At 55.4% G+C, this 22,938-nt stretch carries 24 protein-coding genes; 13 read left to right on the forward strand and 11 right to left on the reverse strand.

What is annotated here, in order from left to right:
* Window positions 1-17: 17 nt before the first annotated feature.
* Window positions 18-734 (reverse strand): amidotransferase, encoded by a 717-nt coding sequence (locus AC4LF3_RS21025; RefSeq protein WP_074825991.1) that lies wholly within the window; start codon window positions 732-734, stop codon window positions 18-20.
* A 392-nt stretch (window positions 735-1,126) separates the two neighbouring features.
* On the opposite strand from AC4LF3_RS21025, the gene cfa reads away from it, so the two are divergent.
* Window positions 1,127-2,290 (forward strand): cyclopropane fatty acyl phospholipid synthase, encoded by a 1,164-nt coding sequence (gene cfa / locus AC4LF3_RS21030; RefSeq protein ID WP_491836635.1) that lies wholly within the window; start codon window positions 1,127-1,129, stop codon window positions 2,288-2,290.
* A gap of 50 nt (window positions 2,291-2,340) precedes the next feature.
* Here cfa and AC4LF3_RS21035 read toward each other — a convergent pair whose 3' ends face one another.
* Window positions 2,341-3,105 carry an OBAP family protein gene (locus AC4LF3_RS21035; protein ID WP_491836637.1) on the reverse strand — a complete coding sequence of 255 codons (765 nt, stop codon included), beginning with the start codon at window positions 3,103-3,105 and terminating at the stop codon, window positions 2,341-2,343.
* A gap of 277 nt (window positions 3,106-3,382) precedes the next feature.
* On the opposite strand from AC4LF3_RS21035, the gene AC4LF3_RS21040 reads away from it, so the two are divergent.
* Complete coding sequence (locus tag AC4LF3_RS21040; protein WP_491836639.1) at window positions 3,383-4,645, forward strand: DUF2254 domain-containing protein; 1,263 nt, start codon at window positions 3,383-3,385, stop codon at window positions 4,643-4,645.
* A gap of 25 nt (window positions 4,646-4,670) precedes the next feature.
* Here AC4LF3_RS21040 and AC4LF3_RS21045 read toward each other — a convergent pair whose 3' ends face one another.
* The 8 genes from AC4LF3_RS21045 to AC4LF3_RS21080 all read right to left on the reverse strand — a co-directional run bounded on the left by AC4LF3_RS21045 (window position 4,671) and on the right by AC4LF3_RS21080 (window position 12,577).
* Window positions 4,671-5,153, reverse strand: a complete 483-nt coding sequence (locus tag AC4LF3_RS21045; RefSeq protein ID WP_219652163.1) for a DUF421 domain-containing protein — start codon at window positions 5,151-5,153, stop codon at window positions 4,671-4,673.
* 302 nt (window positions 5,154-5,455) lie between these two features.
* Window positions 5,456-5,788 carry a Na+/H+ antiporter subunit G gene (locus tag AC4LF3_RS21050; protein WP_010799056.1) on the reverse strand — a complete coding sequence of 111 codons (333 nt, stop codon included), beginning with the start codon at window positions 5,786-5,788 and terminating at the stop codon, window positions 5,456-5,458.
* A gap of 8 nt (window positions 5,789-5,796) precedes the next feature.
* Window positions 5,797-6,066: a K+/H+ antiporter subunit F gene (locus AC4LF3_RS21055; RefSeq protein ID WP_010799055.1), complete on the reverse strand. Its 270-nt coding sequence runs from the start codon at window positions 6,064-6,066 to the stop codon at window positions 5,797-5,799.
* Window positions 6,060-6,548, reverse strand: a complete 489-nt coding sequence (locus AC4LF3_RS21060) for a Na+/H+ antiporter subunit E (protein WP_122043742.1) — start codon at window positions 6,546-6,548, stop codon at window positions 6,060-6,062. Before AC4LF3_RS21060 ends, AC4LF3_RS21055 begins: the two co-directional genes overlap by 7 nt.
* Entirely contained in the window at window positions 6,545-8,047 is a 1,503-nt protein-coding gene (locus AC4LF3_RS21065; RefSeq protein WP_491836642.1) for a monovalent cation/H+ antiporter subunit D, read from the reverse strand. Before AC4LF3_RS21065 ends, AC4LF3_RS21060 begins: the two co-directional genes overlap by 4 nt.
* The gene (locus AC4LF3_RS21070; RefSeq protein ID WP_122043745.1) at window positions 8,044-8,367 is read right to left on the reverse strand and encodes a Na+/H+ antiporter subunit C; all 324 of its coding nucleotides are present in this window, start codon (window positions 8,365-8,367) and stop codon (window positions 8,044-8,046) included. Before AC4LF3_RS21070 ends, AC4LF3_RS21065 begins: the two co-directional genes overlap by 4 nt.
* The gene (locus AC4LF3_RS21075) at window positions 8,367-11,165 is read right to left on the reverse strand and encodes a monovalent cation/H+ antiporter subunit A (RefSeq protein ID WP_491836644.1); all 2,799 of its coding nucleotides are present in this window, start codon (window positions 11,163-11,165) and stop codon (window positions 8,367-8,369) included. The genes AC4LF3_RS21070 and AC4LF3_RS21075 overlap by 1 nt, the downstream gene beginning before the upstream one ends.
* Before the next feature lie 1,220 nt (window positions 11,166-12,385).
* The gene (locus AC4LF3_RS21080) at window positions 12,386-12,577 is read right to left on the reverse strand and encodes a hypothetical protein (RefSeq protein ID WP_010799048.1); all 192 of its coding nucleotides are present in this window, start codon (window positions 12,575-12,577) and stop codon (window positions 12,386-12,388) included.
* Window positions 12,578-12,868: 291 nt separating this feature from the next.
* Here AC4LF3_RS21080 and AC4LF3_RS21085 point away from each other — a divergent pair, with 291 nt between their 5' ends.
* Window positions 12,869-13,018, forward strand: a complete 150-nt coding sequence (locus AC4LF3_RS21085; protein WP_010799047.1) for a hypothetical protein — start codon at window positions 12,869-12,871, stop codon at window positions 13,016-13,018.
* 17 nt (window positions 13,019-13,035) lie between these two features.
* Here AC4LF3_RS21085 and AC4LF3_RS21090 read toward each other — a convergent pair whose 3' ends face one another.
* Window positions 13,036-13,449: a hypothetical protein gene (locus AC4LF3_RS21090; protein WP_407363756.1), complete on the reverse strand. Its 414-nt coding sequence runs from the start codon at window positions 13,447-13,449 to the stop codon at window positions 13,036-13,038.
* 273 nt (window positions 13,450-13,722) lie between these two features.
* Here AC4LF3_RS21090 and AC4LF3_RS21095 point away from each other — a divergent pair, with 273 nt between their 5' ends.
* The 10 genes from AC4LF3_RS21095 (at window position 13,723) to AC4LF3_RS21140 (ending at window position 22,937) form a co-directional block, all read left to right on the forward strand.
* Window positions 13,723-13,971 (forward strand): hypothetical protein, encoded by a 249-nt coding sequence (locus tag AC4LF3_RS21095; RefSeq protein ID WP_010799045.1) that lies wholly within the window; start codon window positions 13,723-13,725, stop codon window positions 13,969-13,971.
* A 656-nt stretch (window positions 13,972-14,627) separates the two neighbouring features.
* A complete protein-coding gene (locus AC4LF3_RS21100) occupies window positions 14,628-15,926 on the forward strand; it encodes an NAD(P)/FAD-dependent oxidoreductase (protein ID WP_019366256.1) in 1,299 nt (432 codons plus the stop codon).
* Between the two features lie 29 nt (window positions 15,927-15,955).
* Entirely contained in the window at window positions 15,956-16,321 is a 366-nt protein-coding gene (locus AC4LF3_RS21105; RefSeq protein ID WP_074826021.1) for a cupin domain-containing protein, read from the forward strand.
* A 25-nt stretch (window positions 16,322-16,346) separates the two neighbouring features.
* Window positions 16,347-17,012, forward strand: a complete 666-nt coding sequence (locus AC4LF3_RS21110; protein ID WP_491836647.1) for a helix-turn-helix transcriptional regulator — start codon at window positions 16,347-16,349, stop codon at window positions 17,010-17,012.
* A gap of 91 nt (window positions 17,013-17,103) precedes the next feature.
* On the forward strand, window positions 17,104-17,943 hold the full coding sequence (locus AC4LF3_RS21115) for a MoaF C-terminal domain-containing protein (RefSeq protein ID WP_491836649.1): 840 nt from the start codon (window positions 17,104-17,106) through the stop codon (window positions 17,941-17,943).
* A complete protein-coding gene (locus AC4LF3_RS21120; protein ID WP_491836651.1) occupies window positions 17,936-18,721 on the forward strand; it encodes an SDR family NAD(P)-dependent oxidoreductase in 786 nt (261 codons plus the stop codon). The genes AC4LF3_RS21115 and AC4LF3_RS21120 overlap by 8 nt, the downstream gene beginning before the upstream one ends.
* An 87-nt stretch (window positions 18,722-18,808) precedes the next feature.
* Window positions 18,809-19,609 (forward strand): SDR family oxidoreductase, encoded by an 801-nt coding sequence (locus AC4LF3_RS21125; RefSeq protein ID WP_491836653.1) that lies wholly within the window; start codon window positions 18,809-18,811, stop codon window positions 19,607-19,609.
* Window positions 19,610-19,721: 112 nt separating this feature from the next.
* Window positions 19,722-20,726, forward strand: a complete 1,005-nt coding sequence (locus AC4LF3_RS21130; RefSeq protein WP_491836655.1) for a helix-turn-helix domain-containing protein — start codon at window positions 19,722-19,724, stop codon at window positions 20,724-20,726.
* Between the two features lie 51 nt (window positions 20,727-20,777).
* Window positions 20,778-21,707 carry a SphA family protein gene (locus AC4LF3_RS21135; RefSeq protein WP_019366249.1) on the forward strand — a complete coding sequence of 310 codons (930 nt, stop codon included), beginning with the start codon at window positions 20,778-20,780 and terminating at the stop codon, window positions 21,705-21,707.
* A gap of 9 nt (window positions 21,708-21,716) precedes the next feature.
* The gene (locus tag AC4LF3_RS21140; RefSeq protein ID WP_491836656.1) at window positions 21,717-22,937 is read left to right on the forward strand and encodes an MFS transporter; all 1,221 of its coding nucleotides are present in this window, start codon (window positions 21,717-21,719) and stop codon (window positions 22,935-22,937) included.
* The last annotated feature ends 1 nt before the right edge of the window (window position 22,938 follow it).

The following is a 22,938-nucleotide window of genomic DNA, read 5'->3' on the forward strand; positions in this document are numbered from 1 at the left end:
TTTATCGCGTCGGCTTATTAGCTACGAGGGGCTGCCACAAAATTCACCATCCACTGCGCGATCAGGGCGCCCTGATGAGGCTGTTCCAACGAGGCTACAGCCGTCTCGTATTGTTCGGTGGAAAAGACTGACTGGCGCCTTACCAATAGCCGGTTCGCATACTCGGCCACAAATTCCGGATGCCCCTGAAAACACAACACCTGATCGCCCATGACGAACGCCGCATTCGGGCAGTAGGCGCTACTGGCCAGGCACTGCGCAGCGGGAGGCAGCGCCGTGACCTGGTCCTGATGCGAGACGATCAGCGTGACATTCTCCAGCGGAGGCTGCTGCCAGGAAAAGCCCTGCGCGACCTCGAAACGCTGTACCCCAATTCCCCACCCTCCCTTGGCGCGTTCGGCCACCCCTCCTAGCGCCAGGGCCAGGAGCTGATGACCAAAGCAGATACCCAGGAGCTTGTCACCGTGCTCATAACGTTGTTGCACATAGGTTTTGAGGCGTTGAATCCAGGGCTCTTCGCCAAAGGAGTCCGCCTTGCTGCCGGTAACCAGATACGCATCAAAACGGGCGCCTTCCGGTGGGTAGTGGCCTTCAACGACGTTATAGACCGTACATTCAACCTGCTCCGGCACCTGCTCGAACAGACGAACAAACATGGCGCCATAGCCGTCGTACAGCTCGGCCAGTTCAGGGACAAGAATATCGGTTTCGAGAACACAGATCCGAACAGACATGGGACTCCGAGGCAATAGCAAGGGGTATGAAGCCGCTGCGCAAAAGCGCGGGCAGGAGAAATATGGTACGTCAGCTCAGGAGCGTGGTTCTACCTGGAGCTATTTTTTCGCTCCTCCTCCCTGCGAACTTAATGTTCATGGAAGCGTTTTCCTGCGCCTCGTCGCGAACTTATTAAACAAAATGCCATCAGTAAATTTTACAAAATGTGTATTCAGCGAGAGCACTTTCGAGGCCAGGTGCACTCCACGTTTCATATAAATAGAAAAACACTATTTCACTCAAAGCACTCTTTTGGCCTACCACATCCGCTGTACATTTTATTCAATCAAAAGGAGCAGTACGTTCACGGAAGTCATGAGCAACTTTGACAGGATCAAGGAGATAAAGGCGCATGGCTATAGTTTCGCACAAGCATCAGGATGAAGAGCTTTACTGTCCCGACCATACCCGAACGTTCGACTACTTCGAAGAATTGCTCGATCTTGCTGGAATCAAGGTCAACGGTTCCAACCCTTGGGACATCCGGCTACATAACAAGGGCGTTCCAGAGCAGGCATTTGCTCGAGGCAACCTGGGCCTGGGCGAGACGTACGTTAATGGCGACTGGGATGTCGATCGGGTGGATGAATTCATCTACCGCATCCTGAAGGCAGACTTGTCCTCGCGCATACAGCCGTCGCGGCTGGTGTTTCATTACCTGAGAAGTCAACTGTTCAACCTTCAGACCCAAAGCCGTGCCTGGCAGGTTGGGCAAACACATTACGATCTCGGTAATGACTTTTATGCCGCCATGCTGGATCCGCGGATGACGTACACCTGCGGTTACTGGAAAAATGCGACGGACCTTGCTTCTGCGCAGGAAGCCAAACTTGACCTCATCTGCCGAAAGCTCAGCCTGCGTCCCGGCATGAAGGTGTTGGATATCGGCTGCGGCTGGGGCAGTTTCATGGGCTACGCAGCGGAGCACTATGGTGTCATGTGTGTGGGGGTAACGATCTCAAGAGAACAGGCCGAATTTGCCAAACGCAAATATGCGGGCCTGCCTCTCGAATTCAGGTTGCAGGATTATCGTGACCTGGACGATACCTTCGACCATATTGTCAGCATTGGTATGTTCGAGCACGTCGGGCGCAAGAATCACAGGGCGTTTATGGAGGTCGCTCATCGCTGCCTGAAGGATGACGGGCTCTTTCTGCTTCATACCATTGGCAAGAATCAGCGGCATTCCGCTCCAGATCCCTGGATCGACAAATATATTTTCCCTAACGGAGACCTCCCCTCGATTGGTCAAATAGGCGATGCCCTTGATGAATTATTTGTGGCTGAAGATCTGCATAACTTCGGAGCGGATTACGACAAGACGCTAATGGCCTGGTTCAAGCACTTCGATGCTGCCTGGCCAAGCTTTGAGAAAAAACTCGGCACACGCTTCTATCGCATGTGGACGTATTATCTGCAGTCTTGCGCTGCCGCCTTTCGCGCCCGGAATATCCAATTGTGGCAGTGGGTGTTATCCAAGCGGGGCGTACCGGGCGGCTATAACCGCCTGAGCTAAGCCTTGTGCAATCGACCCAGGCACAAAACCATGCCTGGGTCGGTTTACCTTCAGGGCTGCGAATGCGCGCCATGATTTTGAGACCCAGTGGGATCCTTGATTTGGATGATCCTTCCCTTTTGCCAGGCATCGGCACCGGGATCGATGGCCGGAGCGACGATATCGGCCCGGGCAGCTTTTTTCGCCTTGCTGTCAATGCCCATACGACGATCACGCGCCTCGACCATCTGTGGATTGGCTTGGCCGTCGGCAGTAAATCCCATCATCAACTGAGGGACACCCAGCGGTAGCGTCTTGTCCTGGTCGGTGTGCCAGGTATGCCAGGTTTTTCCATACGTATGAACAAGCTTTTCCATCAGCTTATGCTCCGCCGGTTCGGGGATCCCGGGTGCTACCAGCTGCCCCGATTTCACCTCGTGGACATGGCTGTGCCACAAGGCTTTCTCCGCGGCAGGCAGCTGCTTGAAGAGCGCCTCATCGATGATGTACTCCACGCCCATGATCTTGGCATCCCTGGTATTGCCGTCATAAATGACACACTGGATGACCTGTTCGTTAAGGACCGAGCAGTAGTGATGAGCCTCCATCTGCCCATGTGGGTGTCCGTTGTAGAAGTGGAAACCGTCCAGGTAGGCATTGAGGGCTTCGATAGGCGGCTTGCTCTGCAACACGTCGGCACCGGTTTCCAGGGTCTTGGTCATCGCCTGCTTGGGCGCACCGGGCGCGGTGACATAGGAGTCCGTATTACCGCCGCTGGAGCAGGCGGCCAATAGGCACACCAGGGAAAGGGGAATCGCTCTTGCATTGACGCTCATGAAACACCTGTAATGATTACGCGAAATCATTTTCAGCGTAATAGAGATCTCCAGGAGCGCAACGAGGCAAGAGCTGAAGATAGGTTGCGCAACCTATGCATTAAACGAGCGACTGGGTCATGCAACAAGGGACGCCGCAAGTAATAGAGCAGATCAACTTTTCGTTTGGTCACGGCATGACACCGCTCCTCCAGTCACAGGAAAAGAGGACATCAACCGAACCCACCCATGAGCGCCGGGTCGCTATAGAAACTTGGGTAGTTGATGGAGCGGAGCAATGGTCGAACGATGGAAATGGTTTTTACTTAGGAAGAGCAAGCGCCCCTGGTTTAGGGCAACGCTTTTTTCGGTATTGGGCGTTGTGACCGCTCTACTGGCCTTAGTGTTTGCCCCGTACATTCCAGATGAGCTTCCTACCAAGATCGGCGCCGATGCCGTTGACAATATTTTGGGCATCATTGCGTCAAGTATGCTGGCCGTTACTACCTTTTCTCTAAGCACCACAGTATCAGCCTACAGTTCAGCCACCAATAACGTTACCCCACGGGCAACCTCTTTACTGGTAGAGGACCCTACTACACAAAATGCTCTTTCGACCTTTATTGGGTCGTTTATTTTCAGTCTTGTCGGAATCGTTGCGCTAAGTACTGGGCTCTATGGCGCCAAGGGGCGCGTTATTCTGTTTGCGGTAACGCTTTCGGTCATCGTCCTGATTATCTATGCCCTGCTACGCTGGATTGATCGCTTAAGCAGCCTGGGTCGGGTAGGCGAAACCACAGCCCAAGTTGAACGTGTCACCCATAAGGCGCTACAGCACCGCCTGGAGCAACCCTACTTGGGCGGCAATCCATTACCGGAGAACGCCTTCTATAAAACCCTAGGCCGCCCTGTATACGCAAACCGGATTGGGTATATACAGCATCTGGACATGCCGGCTCTGGCGGAGCTGACCAAACATGAGCGAAGTCGCGTATACGTGAATGTCTTGCCTGGCAGTTTCGTTGATCCTGGTTGCCCTTTAGCATGGGTAGACGGACTCAATGAGCAATGTGACGACGAGTTCCGGAATGCCTTTGTCATGGGTGAGCAACGTACTTTTGAACATGATCCTCGCTTCGGCCTTTCGGTAATGGCCGAGATCGCCTCACGAGCGCTGTCCCCAGGTTTCAATGATCAGGGTACAGCCATTGATGTCATTGGACGCGCGGTGAGAGTACTCGCCTGTGTGGCAAATCGGCCTGAATGTTCACCTCCAGTCGAACAGGTCTTAAGCCGCATTTACATAAGGCCCCTTGACGTGAATGACCTGTTCGACGATCTGTTTACCCCAATCGCACGGGATGGCGCAGCCATGATCGAGGTAAACATACGCCTGCAAAAAGCACTCTTTTCCCTTAGCCACCTGGATAATGATGCAATGCGCGTCGCTGCTGTCAGGCAAAGCGAGCTGGCCTACACGCGTGCCAGCCAGGCGTTGGCAATGGACGAAGACCGGCGGCGACTTGAGCAGCTACGGGCCGAACTGGAGCGGGAGTACTGATTGAGTGCCGCTGCTATCGCCTTTCTCAAAGCGCCTGCTCAGGTGCATTTTGGAGGATGGAAAAACTGCCGTCTGTTTCAAGCACCACCGCACCGACTTCATTCAATGCACTTTTTCCCTGAGTCCGCAGGGCCTGCATGACTTCATCTTCCGTGACACGGTTGCTCCGTAGGTTGTCATGCATCCATTTCCCTTGGTAAACCAACAGGGACGGCGACGATCGGGCCAGCTTACGCACAGCTGGCCAGCGAACGCTGCTCCAGGTAACCACATACTGCAGACCAATAAGCAGCGCGAACGCAGTCAACCCTTCTGCCAGCGCCACGCTGGACGACAACAGCACGGTAGCCAGGGTTGAGCCCAATGCTACCGTCACGACAAAATCAAAGGCATTGAGCTGGGCCAATGTCCGTTTGCCCGAGATACGCAAAAGCGCAATCAAACAGACATAGGCCGCCGTTCCGACTACGATGACCCGGATCAACCCACTCCAACTATCGAAAAACATAACGCCCCCTGTCTGGTGCATTGGCCGGTGTATGAGGTATTCAAAACCTACAGATGTGAGGGGCAACGGGCCGGAGTCGTTCACTAAACCATCGACGATATACGGTCCAGCCCTGCGACGTTCTGGCTCTTCGTGACAACGGCAGGTCTATAGCGCGACGGGCAAAGCATGAGCGCGGCGGCCAGCTGCGGAGTCATGACCCGCTCTGCTGCGCTTCCCACGCCTTGCAAGGCTATCGGTAGAATTCAACGGAAGACAGGCGCACGTTCAATCGGTCTGCAGACGCCGCACCTTACATAGGCTCAAGGCTGCCAGGGTTCGCCTTTGGTCTTTTCGGTGCGTTTCAATCGCTGTTGCATTGCGCTTTTGCACAGGATTTGAGCGCTGACGGGCGCGGTAATGAACAAAAACAGGGGAATCAGCAATTCATGCAGGCTCAGGCCATCGTGCTGGGTCGTGAAATACAGCATGGATGCAATGACGGTACTGCCTACGCCCAACGTCGTGGCCTTGGTTGGGCCATGCAGCCGGGTAAAGAAATCAGGCAGCCGTAACAGCCCAATCGAGCCAATCAACGTAAATACGCTACCCACCAGGAGTAATACACAAACAATACCTTCAAGCCATGGGTTCATATGTCTCCTTACTCGATGATGTCACCACGGGTAATGAATTTGGCCAGTACGACCGTGCTGATAAACCCCATCAACGCAATGATCAGCGCCGCTTCGAAAAACAGGTTTGAGTCCAGCCACAGGCCAAACAGTACAATCAATGCGATCGCGTTGATGTTGAGGGTGTCCAGCGCCAGGATACGATCGGACTGATGTGGCCCCCGTACCAGCCGGATAAACGCCAGCAGCACGGCAATCGTACATAGAGCCAGGCAAATGGGAATCACAATGGTCAGCATGGAAATATCTCCATCAGCGGCTGCTCGTAACGCGTTTTGATACTTCGAATCAGCTGCTCGGGATCTTCTTCGTTGAGTGCATGAACCAGAATGAGAGAATGATCTTCATTGAGTTCAGCCGATACGGTTCCAGGCGTCAGCGAGATGATACTCATGAGCAGGGTAAGGCCAAGGTCATCCCGAATATCCACAGGCACCTCGACAAAGATGGGATTGAGCCGCCGTGTCGGCCCCAAGACCAGTACAGCTACCTGAATGTTAGCGACGAGTGCGTCCCTGGTAACTCTAAGAAGCAACTTAATCGTCAGCCAGCCGTGTTGGGGCCGCGCGTTCTCGAACCACATTCGAGTACATAACCGTGGAATAGCCCAGCCCAGGAAAAGACCCATAATCCAGCTTCCCAGACTGATACTGTTGACCAATAGCAACCAGAGCACTACCAGAACTGCGCTTAACCATGGATGCGGAAACAATCGGCTCATCGGCTACCCTCCTGTAATACAGCACTGGCGTAAGCCGCTGGAGACATGATTTGTTGCGCAGCCTGGTCAAGGTAAAGCGTCAGCGGTTTTGCGACGACTACCAGCAGGACACTGGCGGACATCAGCGTTATCGCGGCTAACAGGCGCCAGCCATTTGCCCTCTCCTGCCCGGCGATGTCCTCACCGCCTCGCCAGAACACCGTACTGCCCGCCCGGCTTAATGCAATGACGAGGCCGAGACTGGAGATCAGCAATACCGGCCAGAGCCAGCGCGCCTCCGAAAGTGGTGCAGACTTCAGGATCAGCAGTTTTCCAAAAAATCCTGAAAACGGCGGCAGGCCCGCTATGGACACCGCCCCAATGAAAAACAGGCTGCCCAGAAGCATGGGCTGTCGCAGGGTAGGCCCTTTCTCCAGTCGGGCCCCGGTTTCCCCTCGCTGCCTGGCGACCATATCACTGAGCAGGAAGAGCCCTCCGGTAATCCATGTAGTATGAATCAAGTAGAACAGACAAGCCGAGATCGATTCCACACGTCCAAGCGACATACCAGCCAACAGCAGCCCCACCGATACCAGCACCAAATAAGCCACCAGTTCCTGAAGTTGGCGCGCCGCCAGGGCACCAATGGACCCCAGGGCAAGGGTCAGCAAGGCCAGAGGCCACAGCAAGGGTTGCGCCAGATGGGATAATGCTCCGGCGTCAGGGCCGAACAGCAGCGCATAGATACGCAAAATCGAATATACACCGACCTTTGTCATAACGGCGAACAATGCAGCGACCGGAGCCGTTGCCCCTGCGTAGGCACGTGGTAGCCAGAAGTAAAGAGGCAGCAGGGCCGCCTTGAGTGCAAAGACTAACAGTAGCAGGAGCCCAGCGGCTGCAATCAGGGGGGCATCGTCCGGCCCTACCTGTGCGATGCGTTCAGACAGATGTGCCATATTCAGGGTGCCTAGCAGCCCATACAGCACGCCTACGGCCACCAGAAACAACGACGAGCCCAGGAGATTAAGCAGTATGTAGTGCAGGCCCGCACTTGTGCGCTCCTTGCCACCGCCGTGCAACAGCAGCGCGTAGGAGGCGATCAGCAGGATTTCGAAGAAGACATACAGATTGAACAGGTCGCCGGTAAGAAAGGCACCATTCAGGCCAGCTACCTGAAACTGGAATAACGCATGAAAATTAGGGCCGCGAGCATCGTCGCCCTGGCAGGCATAGAGTATGGCACCACTCGCCAGAACCGATGTAATCAGCACCATAATCGCACTCAGCCGATCCAGCACCAGCAGAATGCCAAAGGGAGCCGACCAGTTACCGAGGGTGTAGGTTACGATTTCATCGCGGGCAGCAACAGTGACCATCCACGCTGACAGCGGGATCAGCAGAAAGGTAGCCAACGCTGAAAAGTACCGTTTGTTTCGCGATGTCATGCTATTGAACAGTAACAGGGCCGCCCCGCTGAAAAGCGGCAGTAGAATCGGCAGGATGATCACATGGCTCATTGTTCCTCTCCGTCCACGTGATCGTTTCCAAGTTCGCAAACCGCACGGATGGACAGCACCAGCACGAATGCTGTCATCGCAAAGCTGATGACGATGGCAGTCAGCACCAGCGCCTGGGGCAAGGGGTCAGCATAGGTCTGGCTTTGACCAATGATGGGAGCAGCACCGGTCGACAAGCGCCCCATGGCAAAAAGAAAAAGATTCACGGAATAAGTGATCAGGGTCATTCCCAGTACGACCGGGAACGTACGTCCACGTAGCATCAGGTAAACACCGCTCGCTGTCAGCACACCCAAGGTGATGGCAAAAAACAGTTCCATCAGGACACGCCCTCCTCTTGCGGTCGGCCGCTTGAGGCCAAATGCGCCAGTGTCAGCAACGAGGAGCCTACAACGGTTAGGTATACGCCCAGATCAAACAGCGTCGCGCTGGCCAGTTCGACGTCACCGATCACTGGAATATGCAGGTGCGTGAACCCAGAGGTCAGGAAGGGCTTGCCAAACAACCATGCGACCAGCCCTGTCGCCCCGGCCAGCAGAATGCCGCTGCCTGCCAGGCGGCGATAATCGAGAGGCAAGCGTGCAGTCGTCCAACGAAGCCCACTGGCAATGTACTGCAGGATCAATGCTGCCGTTGTGATCAGGCCAGCTATAAAGCCGCCACCGGGCAGCTGATGGCCACGCAGAAATATAAAGACGGAAACCAGCAGGGCCAGCGGTAGTAGGAGCTTGGCCATAACCTTGAGCATCAGAGGGTGCCGATCACGTATCCAGGGGTACCCACCCAGCCCCCGCTCGGGAAGTTTGGGGTTTAGCCCGTCTAGCATGGCGTAGACGGCGATGCCGGTAATCGCCAGTACGCTGATTTCGCCCAGCGTATCGAACCCCCGAAAGTCCACCAGAATCACATTGACGACGTTGCTGCCGCCGCCTTCCGGTACGCTCCGGTCCAGGAAGAACTGCGCAATGCTCTCGTAGGGTCGCGTCAGTACCGCATAGGCCAGCAAAGAAACCAACCCACCGCATCCCACCGCCAGTAGGCCGTCCCGTCCTCTTCGCAGTGCGGAGGACTCACGCGGTGTATGCCAGGGCAGGAAGAACAGTGCCAGTACCAGCAGGACCGTGGTGACAACTTCAACCGACAACTGAGTCAATGCCAGATCAGGCGCCGAGAACCGGGCAAACAGCAGAGACACCATCAATCCGGCTACACTGCTAAAGACAATGGCTTGCAACCGCCGACGGTGGAACAAGACGACTGAAATCGAGGCGGCCATAAGAATCACCAGCCCTGCCGAGGTAACCGGGTCGAGTGGAGTCATCGCCACCGGCCCCGTCACTACCTCGAGATCCCACAAGGCACTCCCGGTTACGAGCAGTACGCCTATCAGCATAAGCGTCATGTATCGTTGTAGCGAGCCGTTCTCTACACGTTCGGTAAACAGAACGGTCAGCCGGACCAGACACTGGATTGCGCCCTCGAACACATCCCGCGCTTCGGCATCAGGAAGTTGGTTATACAGGCGAAACAGCGGACGCCGCATTCCAAAGTACAGCAGTACGCCACCGCCCAGCGCAATAAGGCTCATGACAAGAGGCAGATTGAACCCATGCCAGAGGGTCAGACTGTATTCGGGTAACGGTCCGCCTAATGAAACCCGTGCCGCCAGCGCAAGTAGATCGCCTACGGTCTGCTCAGGCATCAGACCTACCAGAACACACAGCAAGACGAGGATATTGACCGGCGCGCGCATCCAGAACGGCGGCTCATGGGGTGGAAAGTGAGGCATTGCCGAGGGATCAGGCGTCTTGTCTAGAAACGCCTGATGAATGAAGCGTACGGAATATGCCATGGTGAGCAGATTGGCAATAGTGGAGACGACGGGAATGACCCAGTTGAACGGGCCCAGCAACCCTTGCTCCAGGGTCTCACTCAAAAACATTTCCTTGCTCAGGAAACCATTGAGTAACGGCACTCCTGCCATCGACAACGACGCGACGATTGCAAGCAGTGCCGTATGCGGCATGTACCGGTAGAGCCCTCCCAGCCGACGCAGATCACGCGTACCGGTCTCATGGTCGATGATCCCGGCTGCCATGAACAGTGAGGCCTTGAACGTCGCATGGTTGATGGTGTGGAAGATGGCAGCTACCGAACTCATGTCGGTATCCAGCCCGAACAGCAAGGTGATAAGGCCCAGATGGCTGATGGTGGAATAGGCCAACAGCCCTTTAAGGTCTTGCTGAAAGAAGGCCATGGCTGACCCAAGCACCAGGGTAACCAACCCGGTAAGGCTGACGATATAGAACCACTCATCTGTACCCGAAATAGCCGGATACAGGCGTGCCATGAGATAAATGCCAGCCTTAACCATGGTGGCTGAGTGCAGATAGGCTGAAACAGGCGTGGGCGCTGCCATCGCGTGAGGAAGCCAGAAGTGGAACGGAAACTGGGCAGACTTGGTAAAGGCACCTAGCAGAATCAGCACCAGCATCAGCGGATAGAGAGGATGTTCGACGATACGTGAGCCGGAAACCAGGATCTGGCTCAGCTCGAAGCTGCCTGCAATGTGCCCCAGCAACAGTATGCCTGCCAACAGGGCAAGCCCCCCGCCTGAAGTAATCGTCAGGGCCATTCGCGCCCCGCGTCGCGAGTCGGAGCGATGGGACCAGAAACCGATTAGCAGAAACGAGGAAAGACTGGTGATTTCCCAGAAGACGAGCATCAGCAGCACGTTTTCGGAAAGAACGACCCCCAGCATGGCTGCCATGAATACCAGCAGATAGCTGTAGAATCGTCCAATGGCCTCCTCAGACGATAGGTAGTATCGCGCATAGAGAATGACCAGAAGGCCGATCCCCAGAATCAGCAAGGCAAAAAGAAAACTCAGCCCGTCCAGACGAAGGCTCAGGTTGAAGCCCAGGTTTTCCAGCCATGTGTACGAAACAGTGATGGCGGCTCCCTCTGCCAACCTGGAGCGCAAATTCAACAGGATGAAGAAGGCAATCGCCGCGGGTATCGAGGCCGCAATGGCAGCCAGGCGTCGACCGCCCCGATCAAACACTACAGGTAACAGGCTGCCAAGCAGCGGCAGTACGACAATCAGCACCAGCATCATACGGCGCGCCTACTCATCACAATGTAAACAATCATGGAATGCCTTCCGACTCCCCTATTCCAGATACAGGCTCGACTCCAACGAGCTCATTAGGGGGTGGGACAAGCGACCGTCGCGTTAGTGCGCTGCATAATGGCATTCAGACAGGCACATGATTGATGACAAGACGTTAACAATAGCCATCAGGCGATTGATACCCTTATCCGCTCCCGGGGGATCGTTCGTTACGATGGAGTTGTGTGCCTGCATCAACATCGTCCAGGCTCCAGCGGAAGCCCTCTATGCTTAATCACGCCTGCGCCGAAAACGCATGCAATGATCAATCAGTGGCTAAGAGAAGAAGGCGTTCGGGCTTGAGCTGTTGAAGACCCAATGTGTTTGAGCCTGCCGGTAACTGCCTCATAAGCCCTTCGTAACAATCCTGTTACGCCATGGTGACAGTGCTGGGTCAATGCGTAACGAAATCAGGAACAGCATCGGAACACCAAAACAGGCCAAACCTTCAAGCCACTGATTAATAACGATTTTTTAAAGTTGGCACGGCACCTGCTTTATTCCTGGTATAACAAGAACAACAAATAAAACAGATCACTTCAAAACAACAAAAACAAGATTGAAAGTGGCGAAGCGAACTGATCATTTTAGAACTTGTGAAGTGTCTAAAGTAATCCGTTCACTTAAAGACAACATAATGCATCCGAAGCATCCAGAGGTTGCTTAGGGCCATACAAGAAAAACAAAAGGCATCGTGCAGCATGGTTGAGAGGGAGCTTAGGCTCCCTTTGTGCTATTTGCAGTATCGTTCAGTCAATGAATAGTTCTGAGCACGTTGCCGGTTATCCAGCGCTAGGCAACCTGATGGAACGAAATCAATCCAGGCGGGTATAGATGTAGAGTGCGGAGATTGTTAACGCAAAAAGCATCGTTACAACGCTGAGGGTGCCAGACAGTGTAAGCGCCGAAACCCTGCTTATCAGTCCCAGCCAGTCTGCTACTATCAATCCTGTGGCCATGCACACCAAAAGAGCAACTACTCGCGCCAGCATCACATCACCTGCGTTTTGCTATTTGACCATTAAGGAGCATTGCGAGATGGCACGCAATGCTGGCATATAAGTGTCAAATTGCCTCCACAAGTTCACCAAGTCACAGACCGCTTGTCGACCTGATTGCAGTTAAGCGCACACACCTGTGACGGACTTCTCTTTTGTTGAACAGGCTTATCGCTGATGCCGTCCCCGACGCCATGATTCACCCACCAGGATGACCAGATAAATTGCCCATGCACTTAGCAGGACGAATACGTCTCGAGAGGACCAGTGAAGGGGATTGAAACCTTCTCGTACACCTTGAACCCCATAGAGAATCAACGCAACGACAACCGCGCTACGACAAAGCCGCGCAAACGTCATGACTGGCTCCTTAAAAATCTCTGAACACCGTGACTATAAAGTTTTCATCAGACCCCATACAGTACACGAGCGTTGAAAGCAGTGGCTGGCCTGTCACCCAGTCCCAGCCAGAGCACGCTACCCACACATTCAGGTAACCATTTTTAATTTAATGCCTGTCAATCCTTGCAGCGCCGTTTCGTCCTTACTTGGGAATCACTTGACGACCCACTGAAAGGGCGTACGGCTTAGGGTAAAATGACTACGTAATGTAAAAGCAGATCCTGATAATGATCACGGAGGATAACCGCAATGCTGTTTGCTCTGGGTACATTACTCTGCCTGAGCGGTGCAGGCTGCCTGGCATTCGACCCGCTGGACCCTATGCTTCAGCTTGAAGGATTAGCGTTGATAGGATTGGCGCTATTGATTGTTCGTGAGGGCATACTCGAACTTAACTGAGGTATCGCCTGTAGTTGTCACGATACCTTGCCCGCCTCGCTCCGGCACATCTGATCCACCAGCTCCCGTGGATACTCGTTGAGTTCCAACTCATCACAAATGTAAGCCAATACGCTGAGACCATCCTGTTCCAGCAATCGGACCGCTGAGAGTTCACCGCATCGATAGTCATAACAGGCCCAGCTGCCTGGGTGTTTCTGACAAAGCAGAAAAGCTCGCGAGACATTTATCTCCTGCGAAACCAGCAGAGCCTGCAGCGCGGCAGTATCAACCTCACCTGTGGATTCAGACGCTTCTGAGCCGGAACTGCGCACAACCATAATTGCGTCTTGCTCAAACCTGAAGACTTCGATGTCCGACTGAGCGGTGCGACTGTAAAGGGTCGGCTGGTCCGGATTCTCGGGCTTCAATGGCGCAGGCTGGATACTCATGGGTGGGCTCATATAAGGGATAGGCATGTCATTGCAGCACTTTGATCAAGCGCACCTGGGTAGCCGCGTGGAAAAGGCTGATCCATATCAACGAACTCTGGCATTTCCGTATCCAGACTGTACGCCGTGCTTTGCAGCCAGCCAATAATCTATTTACATTTTTTTCACGAAATTTTCACGATGCGATCATGTCTAGCGATAAGGTCTGCCTGTTGTATCAGGGAGCAGTTTGGGTTCGGGTGGTGAAGTGAACTGAAAGGGAGCAAACAAGGTATGAGTCACTTTATTAGCAATACGTACGAGCTTTTAAAGGAGCCGGCCGGCCGGCTGATACTGGAGTGCCTGCAAAGCGTTGAAAGCTATGGTCGCTCCTGGCGCCTCGATAAAGGCTCGGTGTATGGAAATCGCCTGTCGACCCTGTTTTCTGCAAGCAAACCAGACGGCCAAGGCCGTGATCGGTTGATGGTCGTTGCCGTGGAGACCCCGACATGCGACTGGACGGTTAGCTACCAGCTCTTTTAACGCTATTTTGCCCGAACGCAGGCCAATTCTCTGATACGCGACGCGTACCACGCTTTTGGGCGCCTGTCTTGCCCTGTTTATTACCCAATAGGTGGCTGAAAAGGAAAGCTCTTTTATGGGCTGGTATTATCAAACAAATTACAATAAGGCTTGGAGATGTGTTTGTGCAGGAGGCCTCTAACGACGACGTTTCTTAAACGGCTTGCAGCTAACTAGGGGGTGCCTAGCGTCTGAGCGGTACTCCCAGCGCCTTTTGAGGGAGCGGGCCGTAAGCCTCACCGATGCGTATCGATTCATCAGGACGATCCGTCTGCTGCGCTCCAGCCTCGTACGCATAATGTACCTGCAAATGCTACCCCTCCCCCTTTTGCCCGATCAAACCCGTAACCTCCACATAAGTGATACCTGCTTGGTATGGCGGCTCGGCAGTAAGACGCAAAACGGTACGTCACGCTACACATTAGTAGATGAGCCCGCTGCACAACATCACGTCGTTGCGGACGATTTGGATGCTGTCAACGCGGGTCGGCAGCGAGGATCAAGTCCCATGGCAGCCAGGAACAATTCTTGCCACCCGAACGCTGCATTAATAGAGGCATGAGCTTGCTAGCGTGGCTCAAACGGTCACTTTTATTTTCGTTCGTCCAGGCAGTCCCATGATTACAATAGAAACGCCTACCTATTACACCGCTACCAAGAAATACAATCTGAGCTTCCCAACGCTCGATGCGGACATCGAAGCCGACGTCGTTGTGATCGGAGGCGGCTTTTCAGGAATCAATACCGCTCTTGAGCTAGCCGAGAAAGGCATCACCAATATCGTGGTGCTCGAAGGTCGTTACCTGGGCTTTGGCGGCACGGGCCGTAATGGCGGACAGATCATGGCGGGTATTGGTCATGACCTGGACAAGATCAAGAACCAAGTAGGTGAAGACGGCCTCAAGACTATTTTCGAGATCAGTGACAAAGGCGCTGACATCATCAAGGGCCGGATTCAGAAATACAATATCGATGCGGACTTCCATCATGGCTACGGCTATATGGGCTTTAACGCACGCCAGGAAAAGACACTACGCACCTGGGAGAAAGAGTTCAAATCACTGAACTCCGGCCACGAGATTGCCTTGCTGACAGGCTCGGAAGTCCGCCGCATCATTGGATCGGAAGCCTATACCAGCGCCCTGTTGCACATGGGCGGCGGTCATGTTCATTCACTTAACCTGCTATTGGGCGAGGCCAAGGCGCTAGCCAGCTATGGCGTCAAGATCTTCGAGCACAGCCCTGCCCTTGCCGTTGAGTATGGTGAGCGGATCACTGTGCGCACCGGGCAGGGCTCTGTCAGGGCAAGCAAGCTGCTTTGGGCATGCGACAGCTTCCTCAACAAGCTGGAGCCGGAGCTCCATACCAAAACGATCAACACCTATGCGTTCCAGATCATGACCGAGCCGCTCTCGGATGAATTGATCGAACGCATCAGCCCAATCCGTGGGGCCTACAGCGATATCCGCCCGGTCATTGACTATTACCGCGTTACGGCCGAGAACCGGTTGCTATTTGGCGCTGCTACGCCTTATCTCGACTATATCCCCAAAGACCTGAAGGCCTGGAACCGCAATCTGATGCTCAAGATCTTCCCGTACCTCAAGGACGTGAAGATCGATCTGGCCTGGGGTGGCCCGATGGCATGCGGTGCCAATCTATTCCCCCAGATCGGCACCTTGTCCGGCCGGCCCAATGCGTTCTACGTACAGGGCTATTCAGGCTTCGGCGTAACGCCAAGCCACATTATCTGCAAGGTTCTGGCTGAGGGCATGAGCGAGGGCTCTGCCCGCTACGACCTGATCAGCTCGGTTCGCCATAGCAACATCATAGGCAAGGACCATTTCCGCCCGGTTATCTGCAGCCTGGGCAAGATCATGCATCAGAGCGCCGGCTACATGACAGGCCGCCGCTGATATTTCCCCTTAACGAAAAGGACCATTTCATGTCGTTATTCACTGTTAAACAAGGCACCGCACTGACCGATCTTGAAGCCTGGGGCACCGTGGCGGATCTGGGTTCGGAAATCCTAGAAGGCGACGGCAAGTGCTTTGGCAAGATGACCTTTGGTGCGCCGACCGATCCGGTCAGCTCTGCTTATTTTGGTACTACTAAAAGCAAGTTCCGAATGGTGTACCCGTTCAATGAGCAGGCAACGGTTGTCTATGGTGAGGTCATCCTGACTGACGAATCCACGGGCAAAAGTACCCATTACAAGACCGGAGACAGCTGGTCTGTCACCAAGGGCACACCTGTCTTGTGGGAAGTCGTCAGTGATGGGTTTGTCAAACACTACCTCGCGGCTGCATAAATCAGAGCTTTGGCAGACCTTCGTCATGATGCCGGCCACTGAAGGCAAACAGCGATGCCTACAGGCGGTAACGCGAATCGTACCGGCTTCCTCTGCCGTGCTCTATCAGGTAAATCAGCAGCTTGAGGCTCACCACTACGAGCTGCTGACTATGACGCCTCAGGTACATCAGTGCTACCTGGACGTCTATCGCGAATTTGATCCGCTGCGGCCCATCTGCTGTCACGAACTGGGATTGGCAGTCGTTCCCCTCAGCGTGGCAGCGACTCGGCAAGAAGCACATCGCTCGCGCCGATACGCCACCTTTCTCGATACCTACTCCATTTGCGATGTCATCGAAATCCTGACCTATCAGGCCGGACGGCCGGCATTTGGTATCTCGCTTCTGCGCACACGGGCACTAGGCGCATTTACAGCCGAAGAGATAGAGCGGCTGACAGGCCTGCAAAGTCTGCTGGAGTTTACGCTGCCGTTGGCCTTCATCCATGAACCTGGCGAGACAGCCCGCCTGACCGGCCTTACGCCTCGAGAGCAGGACATTGCGTTGGCACTCAAAGACGGCCTGAGCAACAAGGCGCTTGCGCGGCATCTGGATATGGGACTGCCGACCGTTAAAACGCACCTGAATAACCTGTATCGCAAGTTCAACGTCACGAACCGCACTGAATTGATCCGGCACCTGTTTCTGTGAGCGTTCTCCTGCCGACCTCAACCATCTGGTTGATACCGGGCGCCAGGCCGCTGGTGGATGATGGCCTCACCTATCAAACGGAGTGTATGACATGACCCAACAACAGGACTGGATCACCGTAGGCGCACTGGCCGATGGCTTCAACCTCGACAACTACACGTTGCCTGTCTCGAACGACCTCAACGGCAGGACGCTAGTGCTCGACGGCCCGTCCGGCGAATCCATTACCTACCGCTTCAGCCAAAATGCGGTTGGCTGGTCCTCTGCAGACCATTCGACATCTCACGAGGCGGCCTCTCGTGTCACTTCCATCCGGGAAGGGATCTACCTGATCGACTTCCTTCAGCAGACCGACACCTCCACTGCCTCGATCAGCCTCGTGCTGGACGTGAAGCAAGGCGTTTTCACGCGGGTCTACGGGCAGCTCCCAACGCAGGATGATCAGCGCAGCGATCTGTTCAGCTGTGCCTTGTCGGGCCAGGATCTGACGCCAGTCTCGGCGCAGTTCACTCATGGGACGATACAGGGCCTTTATTCGGGTACATCACCGTCGGAAGCGAATCACCCACATCAGCCGACCCACGAACTGGTCGGCATCCGCAACTGCTACGCCTACAGTCCTCATGAGGTTTATGAACACATCTATCTCAACGAAAACCTCTACAGCTGGCATTGCCTGAGTGGCGTTGAACGTGGGCTGGCCGATACGGACCGCTGCCATTATTTCAAGCTGGAGAACGAGCTCTATCTGTTCGTATGGCGGGAAAAGATCATTCCTACGCTCGGGCTGGTGCTGATCGACCTGAAGCAACACCGCAGCGACGGAAAGATTTGCGGCCATACGGGTGATGATCTAGGGCAGTGGTCGAACTTCCCGGTTGGCTCATTCAGCAGAATCCTCAACACAACCGAGTACCCAGGCCATGAATGAGGTGAAAACCTACGTAATCACCGGGGCCGGTAGCGGTATCGGTGAGGCATGCGCCTATCGCCTTGCCGATGAAGGCGCCCAGCTTGTACTCATTGGTCGCCGTCGGGAACCGCTGGAGGAGGTAGCCGCTCGTACAGGTGGGCTGGTACTGACGGGTAATGCGGCCAGCAGTGCGGATTGGGAGACGTTCATCCCTCGGATCATCGAGCGCTTCGGCAGAATCGATGGCCTTGTGGCGTCAGCGGGCGGTCTGGGCCAGGGCACTGCACTCGAGACCAGCGATACCCGATGGCAGCAAGCAATGCAAAGCCATCTGGACACCGCTTTCTACAGCGTCAGGGCGTGCCTGCCCTCACTGATCGAGCGACGGGGCGCTGTCGTGCTGCTGGGCTCTATCGCCTCGCTGGCCGCAGGAGGGGGAGTTTGCAGCTATACCACCGCCAAACATGCCTTGATCGGCTTGACCCGCTCACTCGCCAAGGATTATGGCCCTGCCGGCGTCCGCGTCAATGCGGTCTGCCCAGGTTGGGTGAAAACGCCGATGGCCGACGAAGAGATGCAGCCGCTGATGCAGCATTACGGCGAAAGTCTTGAGGCGGCGTATAGCCGGGTAACCCGCGATGTCCCTCTTCGCCGCCCCGCCACATCAGCGGAAATCGCTGAAGTGTGCCGGTTTCTGCTTTCTTCTGAAGCCTCGATTATTACAGGCGCTTCAATCGTGGCGGACGGCGGCTCCAGCATCGTCGATGTGCCCACGCTTGCCTACGAGCACCTGTAAGGCCAGCCACGCCAGCGCAACAGCCAACGTAAACACAGGCCCAGTGGCGGGCCTACTTTCATTCGACATAACCGCAGGAGCAGGATGATGCAGGATCAGACATCAGCAGGATCGATACACGACCTTACCGGCAAGGTCGTTCTAGTCACCGGGGGCGGCCAAGGCATCGGGCGAGGAATTGTCGAGCACTTTGCCGGAGCTGGCGCACAGGTCGTCATTGCCGACCTCAATGCGGAGAACGCAGCAGCGGTCGCGCGGGGATTGCAAAAGGAGGGAAGACACGTGACCGCCCATCCGGTAGACCTGGCCGAGCGCGATCAGATCAGGACACTCATGGAAACCGTCAAACAGACCTGCGGCCGGCTGGATGTCCTGGTACATAACGCCGGCTACTTTCCACTAACTCCGTTCGCCGATATTACACCTGAAGTGCTGGAACGTACCCTGGCCGTCAATCTGTCATCCCTGTTCTGGCTGACGCAGCAAGCATTGCCACTGTTCCGGCTACAGGGCAAGGGATGTGTACTGGTTACGTCTTCTGTGACAGGCCCTCGAGTGGCTTATCCCGGACTCTGTCATTACGCGGCGGCCAAGGCTGGCGTGAACGGATTCATTCGTAATGCCGCCCTGGAACTGGCACCTCATAACGTTCGGATGAATGGCGTCGAGCCGGGGATGATCCAGACACCTGCCATGGACAACTTGGGCGACAGCGACGTCACCCGACAGATCAGGGCCAGTATCCCGCTCGGGCGTCTTGGTCAGCCGTCCGACATTGCCAGTGCCATGCTGTTTCTGGCCTCGGAAGCCGCCTCGTTCATTACAGGGCAGACCCTAGTCGTTGACGGTGGCATGACGCTGCCTGAATCCAAGATGGCCCTGGCGTGAACGCACTACCAAATAGCCATTTTTGGCACAGATAGGTCTGAACGGTACGTTGAGGAACAGAACTTGCCTCAGTACGCAGGAAAGGCCTTTAACGAGCAGAAAGGTTTCCAAAATGCACCAAGACATCAAGGCTGCGTTACCGGTAAAGGCTCGAATGCACCACACCCATACTCAGGACGTATCGGAGCACTCCCACGCCATGACAGGCTGGGCATTGCATTATGACCAGGTCTCGTCTGGACGCTTCGAGGGCGAACTGATCGATATCCAGCTGGACTGGATGCATCTGACCCGCGATCGGTGCAATCAGGCATTGCGCAAGAACGGCTCGACATGGCCAGGTGCGATTGCATTCAGCCTGCCCCTCAACGAAGCGTGCGAGCTTCATTGCGCCGGACACTCGTTGAGAGAAGCCAGCCTGTTGGTCGCCCGCGGCGCTCACCTGCCAGAGTTGCAGACGCCTGCCAATCTCGACCTGCTATGCATCACCATCGCAGAGGCCGAGCTGCTTCCCATACTAGAGCAGCAACAGAGCCCGTTCACACTTGACGACTTGCCGAAGTGTTACCGTCTCCGCCCCCATCAGCGTCACAGCGAGTTCGTCAGGTTGCTTGACGACATCGCAAATACGCAAAGCCAGAGTCAAGGCCTCTTGAGGCACGAGGCTATCCGAAACGGTATCCGGGAAACCGTTCTGTTGCACCTTCTGGATCTGCTCGATGCTGGCGAAGAGGTTCCGGCACTGACTCCCACAGCCCGCAAGCGGATGGTAGACCGAGCCCGCGAGTATGCGCTTTCGTGTCAGGAAACGCCGCCTTCGATTTTGGAACTCTGTAACCGCATCGGCGCCAGCCGACGCAAACTACAGTACTGTTTTCAGGAGGCGTTGGGCGTCAACCCGACCACTTATCTGCGTACGCTGCGCCTGAATGCGGCGCACCGTGCGCTTTGTCACAGTGACGGCACGGTTTCGGTGCAGGACGTAGCAGCCCAATGGGGTTTTTGGCACTTGAGCCGCTTTGCCAACGACTACGCCAAATTGTTTGGCGAAAAACCATCCGCCACTTTACGCCGTGTTCGTGAAGACTATATGACCAGTTTTGCCAAATCCGGATAACAACCCTCGCTTGACCTCCCCCACCCTAAGAAAAAACAAAGGGAGGTTTCGATGTACGAAGCATACAAGATCACAACAATTAGCTCCGTATTGTTAGCCACTTTATTCCTGACTCATCCCGCCCAGGCGACTGAGGGCGGAGCCCCTACAACAGCCTTTGGTGTCTATGATTTTGGCGCCGGGTTCACACCGCCACCGTCACCAACAGGCACCGTTGGCCTGCGTACCAACTACTACTGGGCCAATACTGTCAAAGACCGCCACGGCCGAGACAACGGGACTGATTTTTCCCTTGGCGTCCTCTCACTCGGCCTGGCTTATATCCGCATGACCGATACCGAACTGCTGGGTGCAAAATACGGGTTTGGTGTGATCGCGCCTTTTTTCGACATGGACGCTGATCTCAAGGTCAAGGTGGGCGGCACCACCGTCTTTTCGGACAGCACTCACGTATTCCGGCAGGCGGACCTGCAGGTGTTGCCACTGATTCTACAATGGACGCCCTCACGTAACCTTGGTATCAACGCGCAGTTCCAGATTCAGGCACCCACCGGCGATTACGACAAGAACCGTCTGGTCAGCCCCGGCCTCAACCACTGGACGTTTTCACCTATCGTCAACGCCACCTATATCAGTGATTCAGGGTTCGAGGTGTCATCCAGCTTCGAGCTGGACGTGAACACCCGTAACCATTCTACGGATTACAAAAGCGGAACTGAGTACCGCCACGAGTTCGCAGTGGGCCAGCATTTCGGGCCTTGGACAGCCGGTATTGGCGGTTACTACTACCGCCAGCTCAGCGACGATGACGCACCCAACCTTACCTACGGCAACCGCGCCCGGGTACTGGCCATCGGACCTGCAGTGAGCTTTTTCCAGCCGGGGCTGCCACCTGTCTGGGTGCATGCTTACAAGGAATTCGACGCCCGTAACCGTACCGAGGGTTATGCCGTCGCCGTACGTTTTTCCCACAGTTTCTGAGGAATTACCATGTCCCAGTCCTATCTAGAAGGCCGGCATACCGCTGGTCGCGCGCAGGGCGCTGTCCTCATGCTTGGTAGCAGCCTGACAATCATGGGCTCCGTGATGGTCGCGCCGGTTCTACCCAAGATTGCCGCAGAATTCGGGCCGGTAGAGCCCCAGACGGGTGTTCTCATCCCTTTGGCCATTACGGGGCCGGCGCTGGCCATTGCGCTTTGCGCACCGCTGGCTGGTTGGCTGGCCGACCGGCTCGGACGCAAACGTCTGCTGATTCTGGCGACACTGGTCTATGCACTTTGCGGCGCCGCACCTGCATTTTTGGACAGCCTGAAAGGAATTGTTGGTCTGCGACTGCTCTTTGGCTGTGCCGAGGCGGCAGTCATGACTTGCTGCGTCACGCTCATCGCCGATTACTGGCATGGCGAACAACGCATGCGCTACGTAAACGGGCAAGTCATCACGATTGGTCTGGTAGGCTCGATCTTCTTTGCCATCGGTGGCGCACTGGGGGAACACTCCTGGCGAACACCGTTTCTGCTGTACCTGCTTCCCCTCCTGCTTGTCCCGGCCATGCTCAAGCTGCTCTGGGAGCCCGAGGTTCATCATGCCCGGGCAATGCATTCAACCGAGCCTGGGCAGTCCTCCCTTCCGCCGCTAATCATCAACTATCTATTGGTGTTCTTTGGCATGGTGCTGAGTTTCATCGTCCCAGTCCAAAGCCCCACCCTGCTGGTCGGGCTGGGGGTTACGTCCAGTACGCTGATCGGGCTGTGCGCAGGGCTGGGGCTTCTCACTTCACTGGGAGGCTCGCTGCTCTGGCCCTTCGTTCGTCGACGTGTAGGGCTCGCGGGGTGCAATGTGCTGCTGCTACTGCTCATGGCCAGCGGACTGTGGCTACTCATTACCGCCCACACCTATTACCAGGTTCTGCTCGCCGTGACGATTCACGGTCTGGGCGCCGGCATGCTGGTTCCCAATTCCACGGCACCGGTGATGAATGCCTTGAGCGCGACCGCCCGCGGCCGGGGACTCGGTATCTTCACCGCCTGCCTGTACCTGGGCCAGTTCTCAAGCCCACTGATCGTCATTGCTCTGCTTGGCCAAACCGGTGATCTGCACCATGCCATTGGCCTGCTTGCCGTCGCCAGCGTCATCACCGCCCTGGTGTGGGCGCTGCTCAGCTTCCTGCGCCGTGGAATCAACAACCCGGCCCGCTCCACCCATCCCTGAA

The sequence above is a fragment of the Pseudomonas sp. C2.3V genome, from assembly GCF_058536325.1.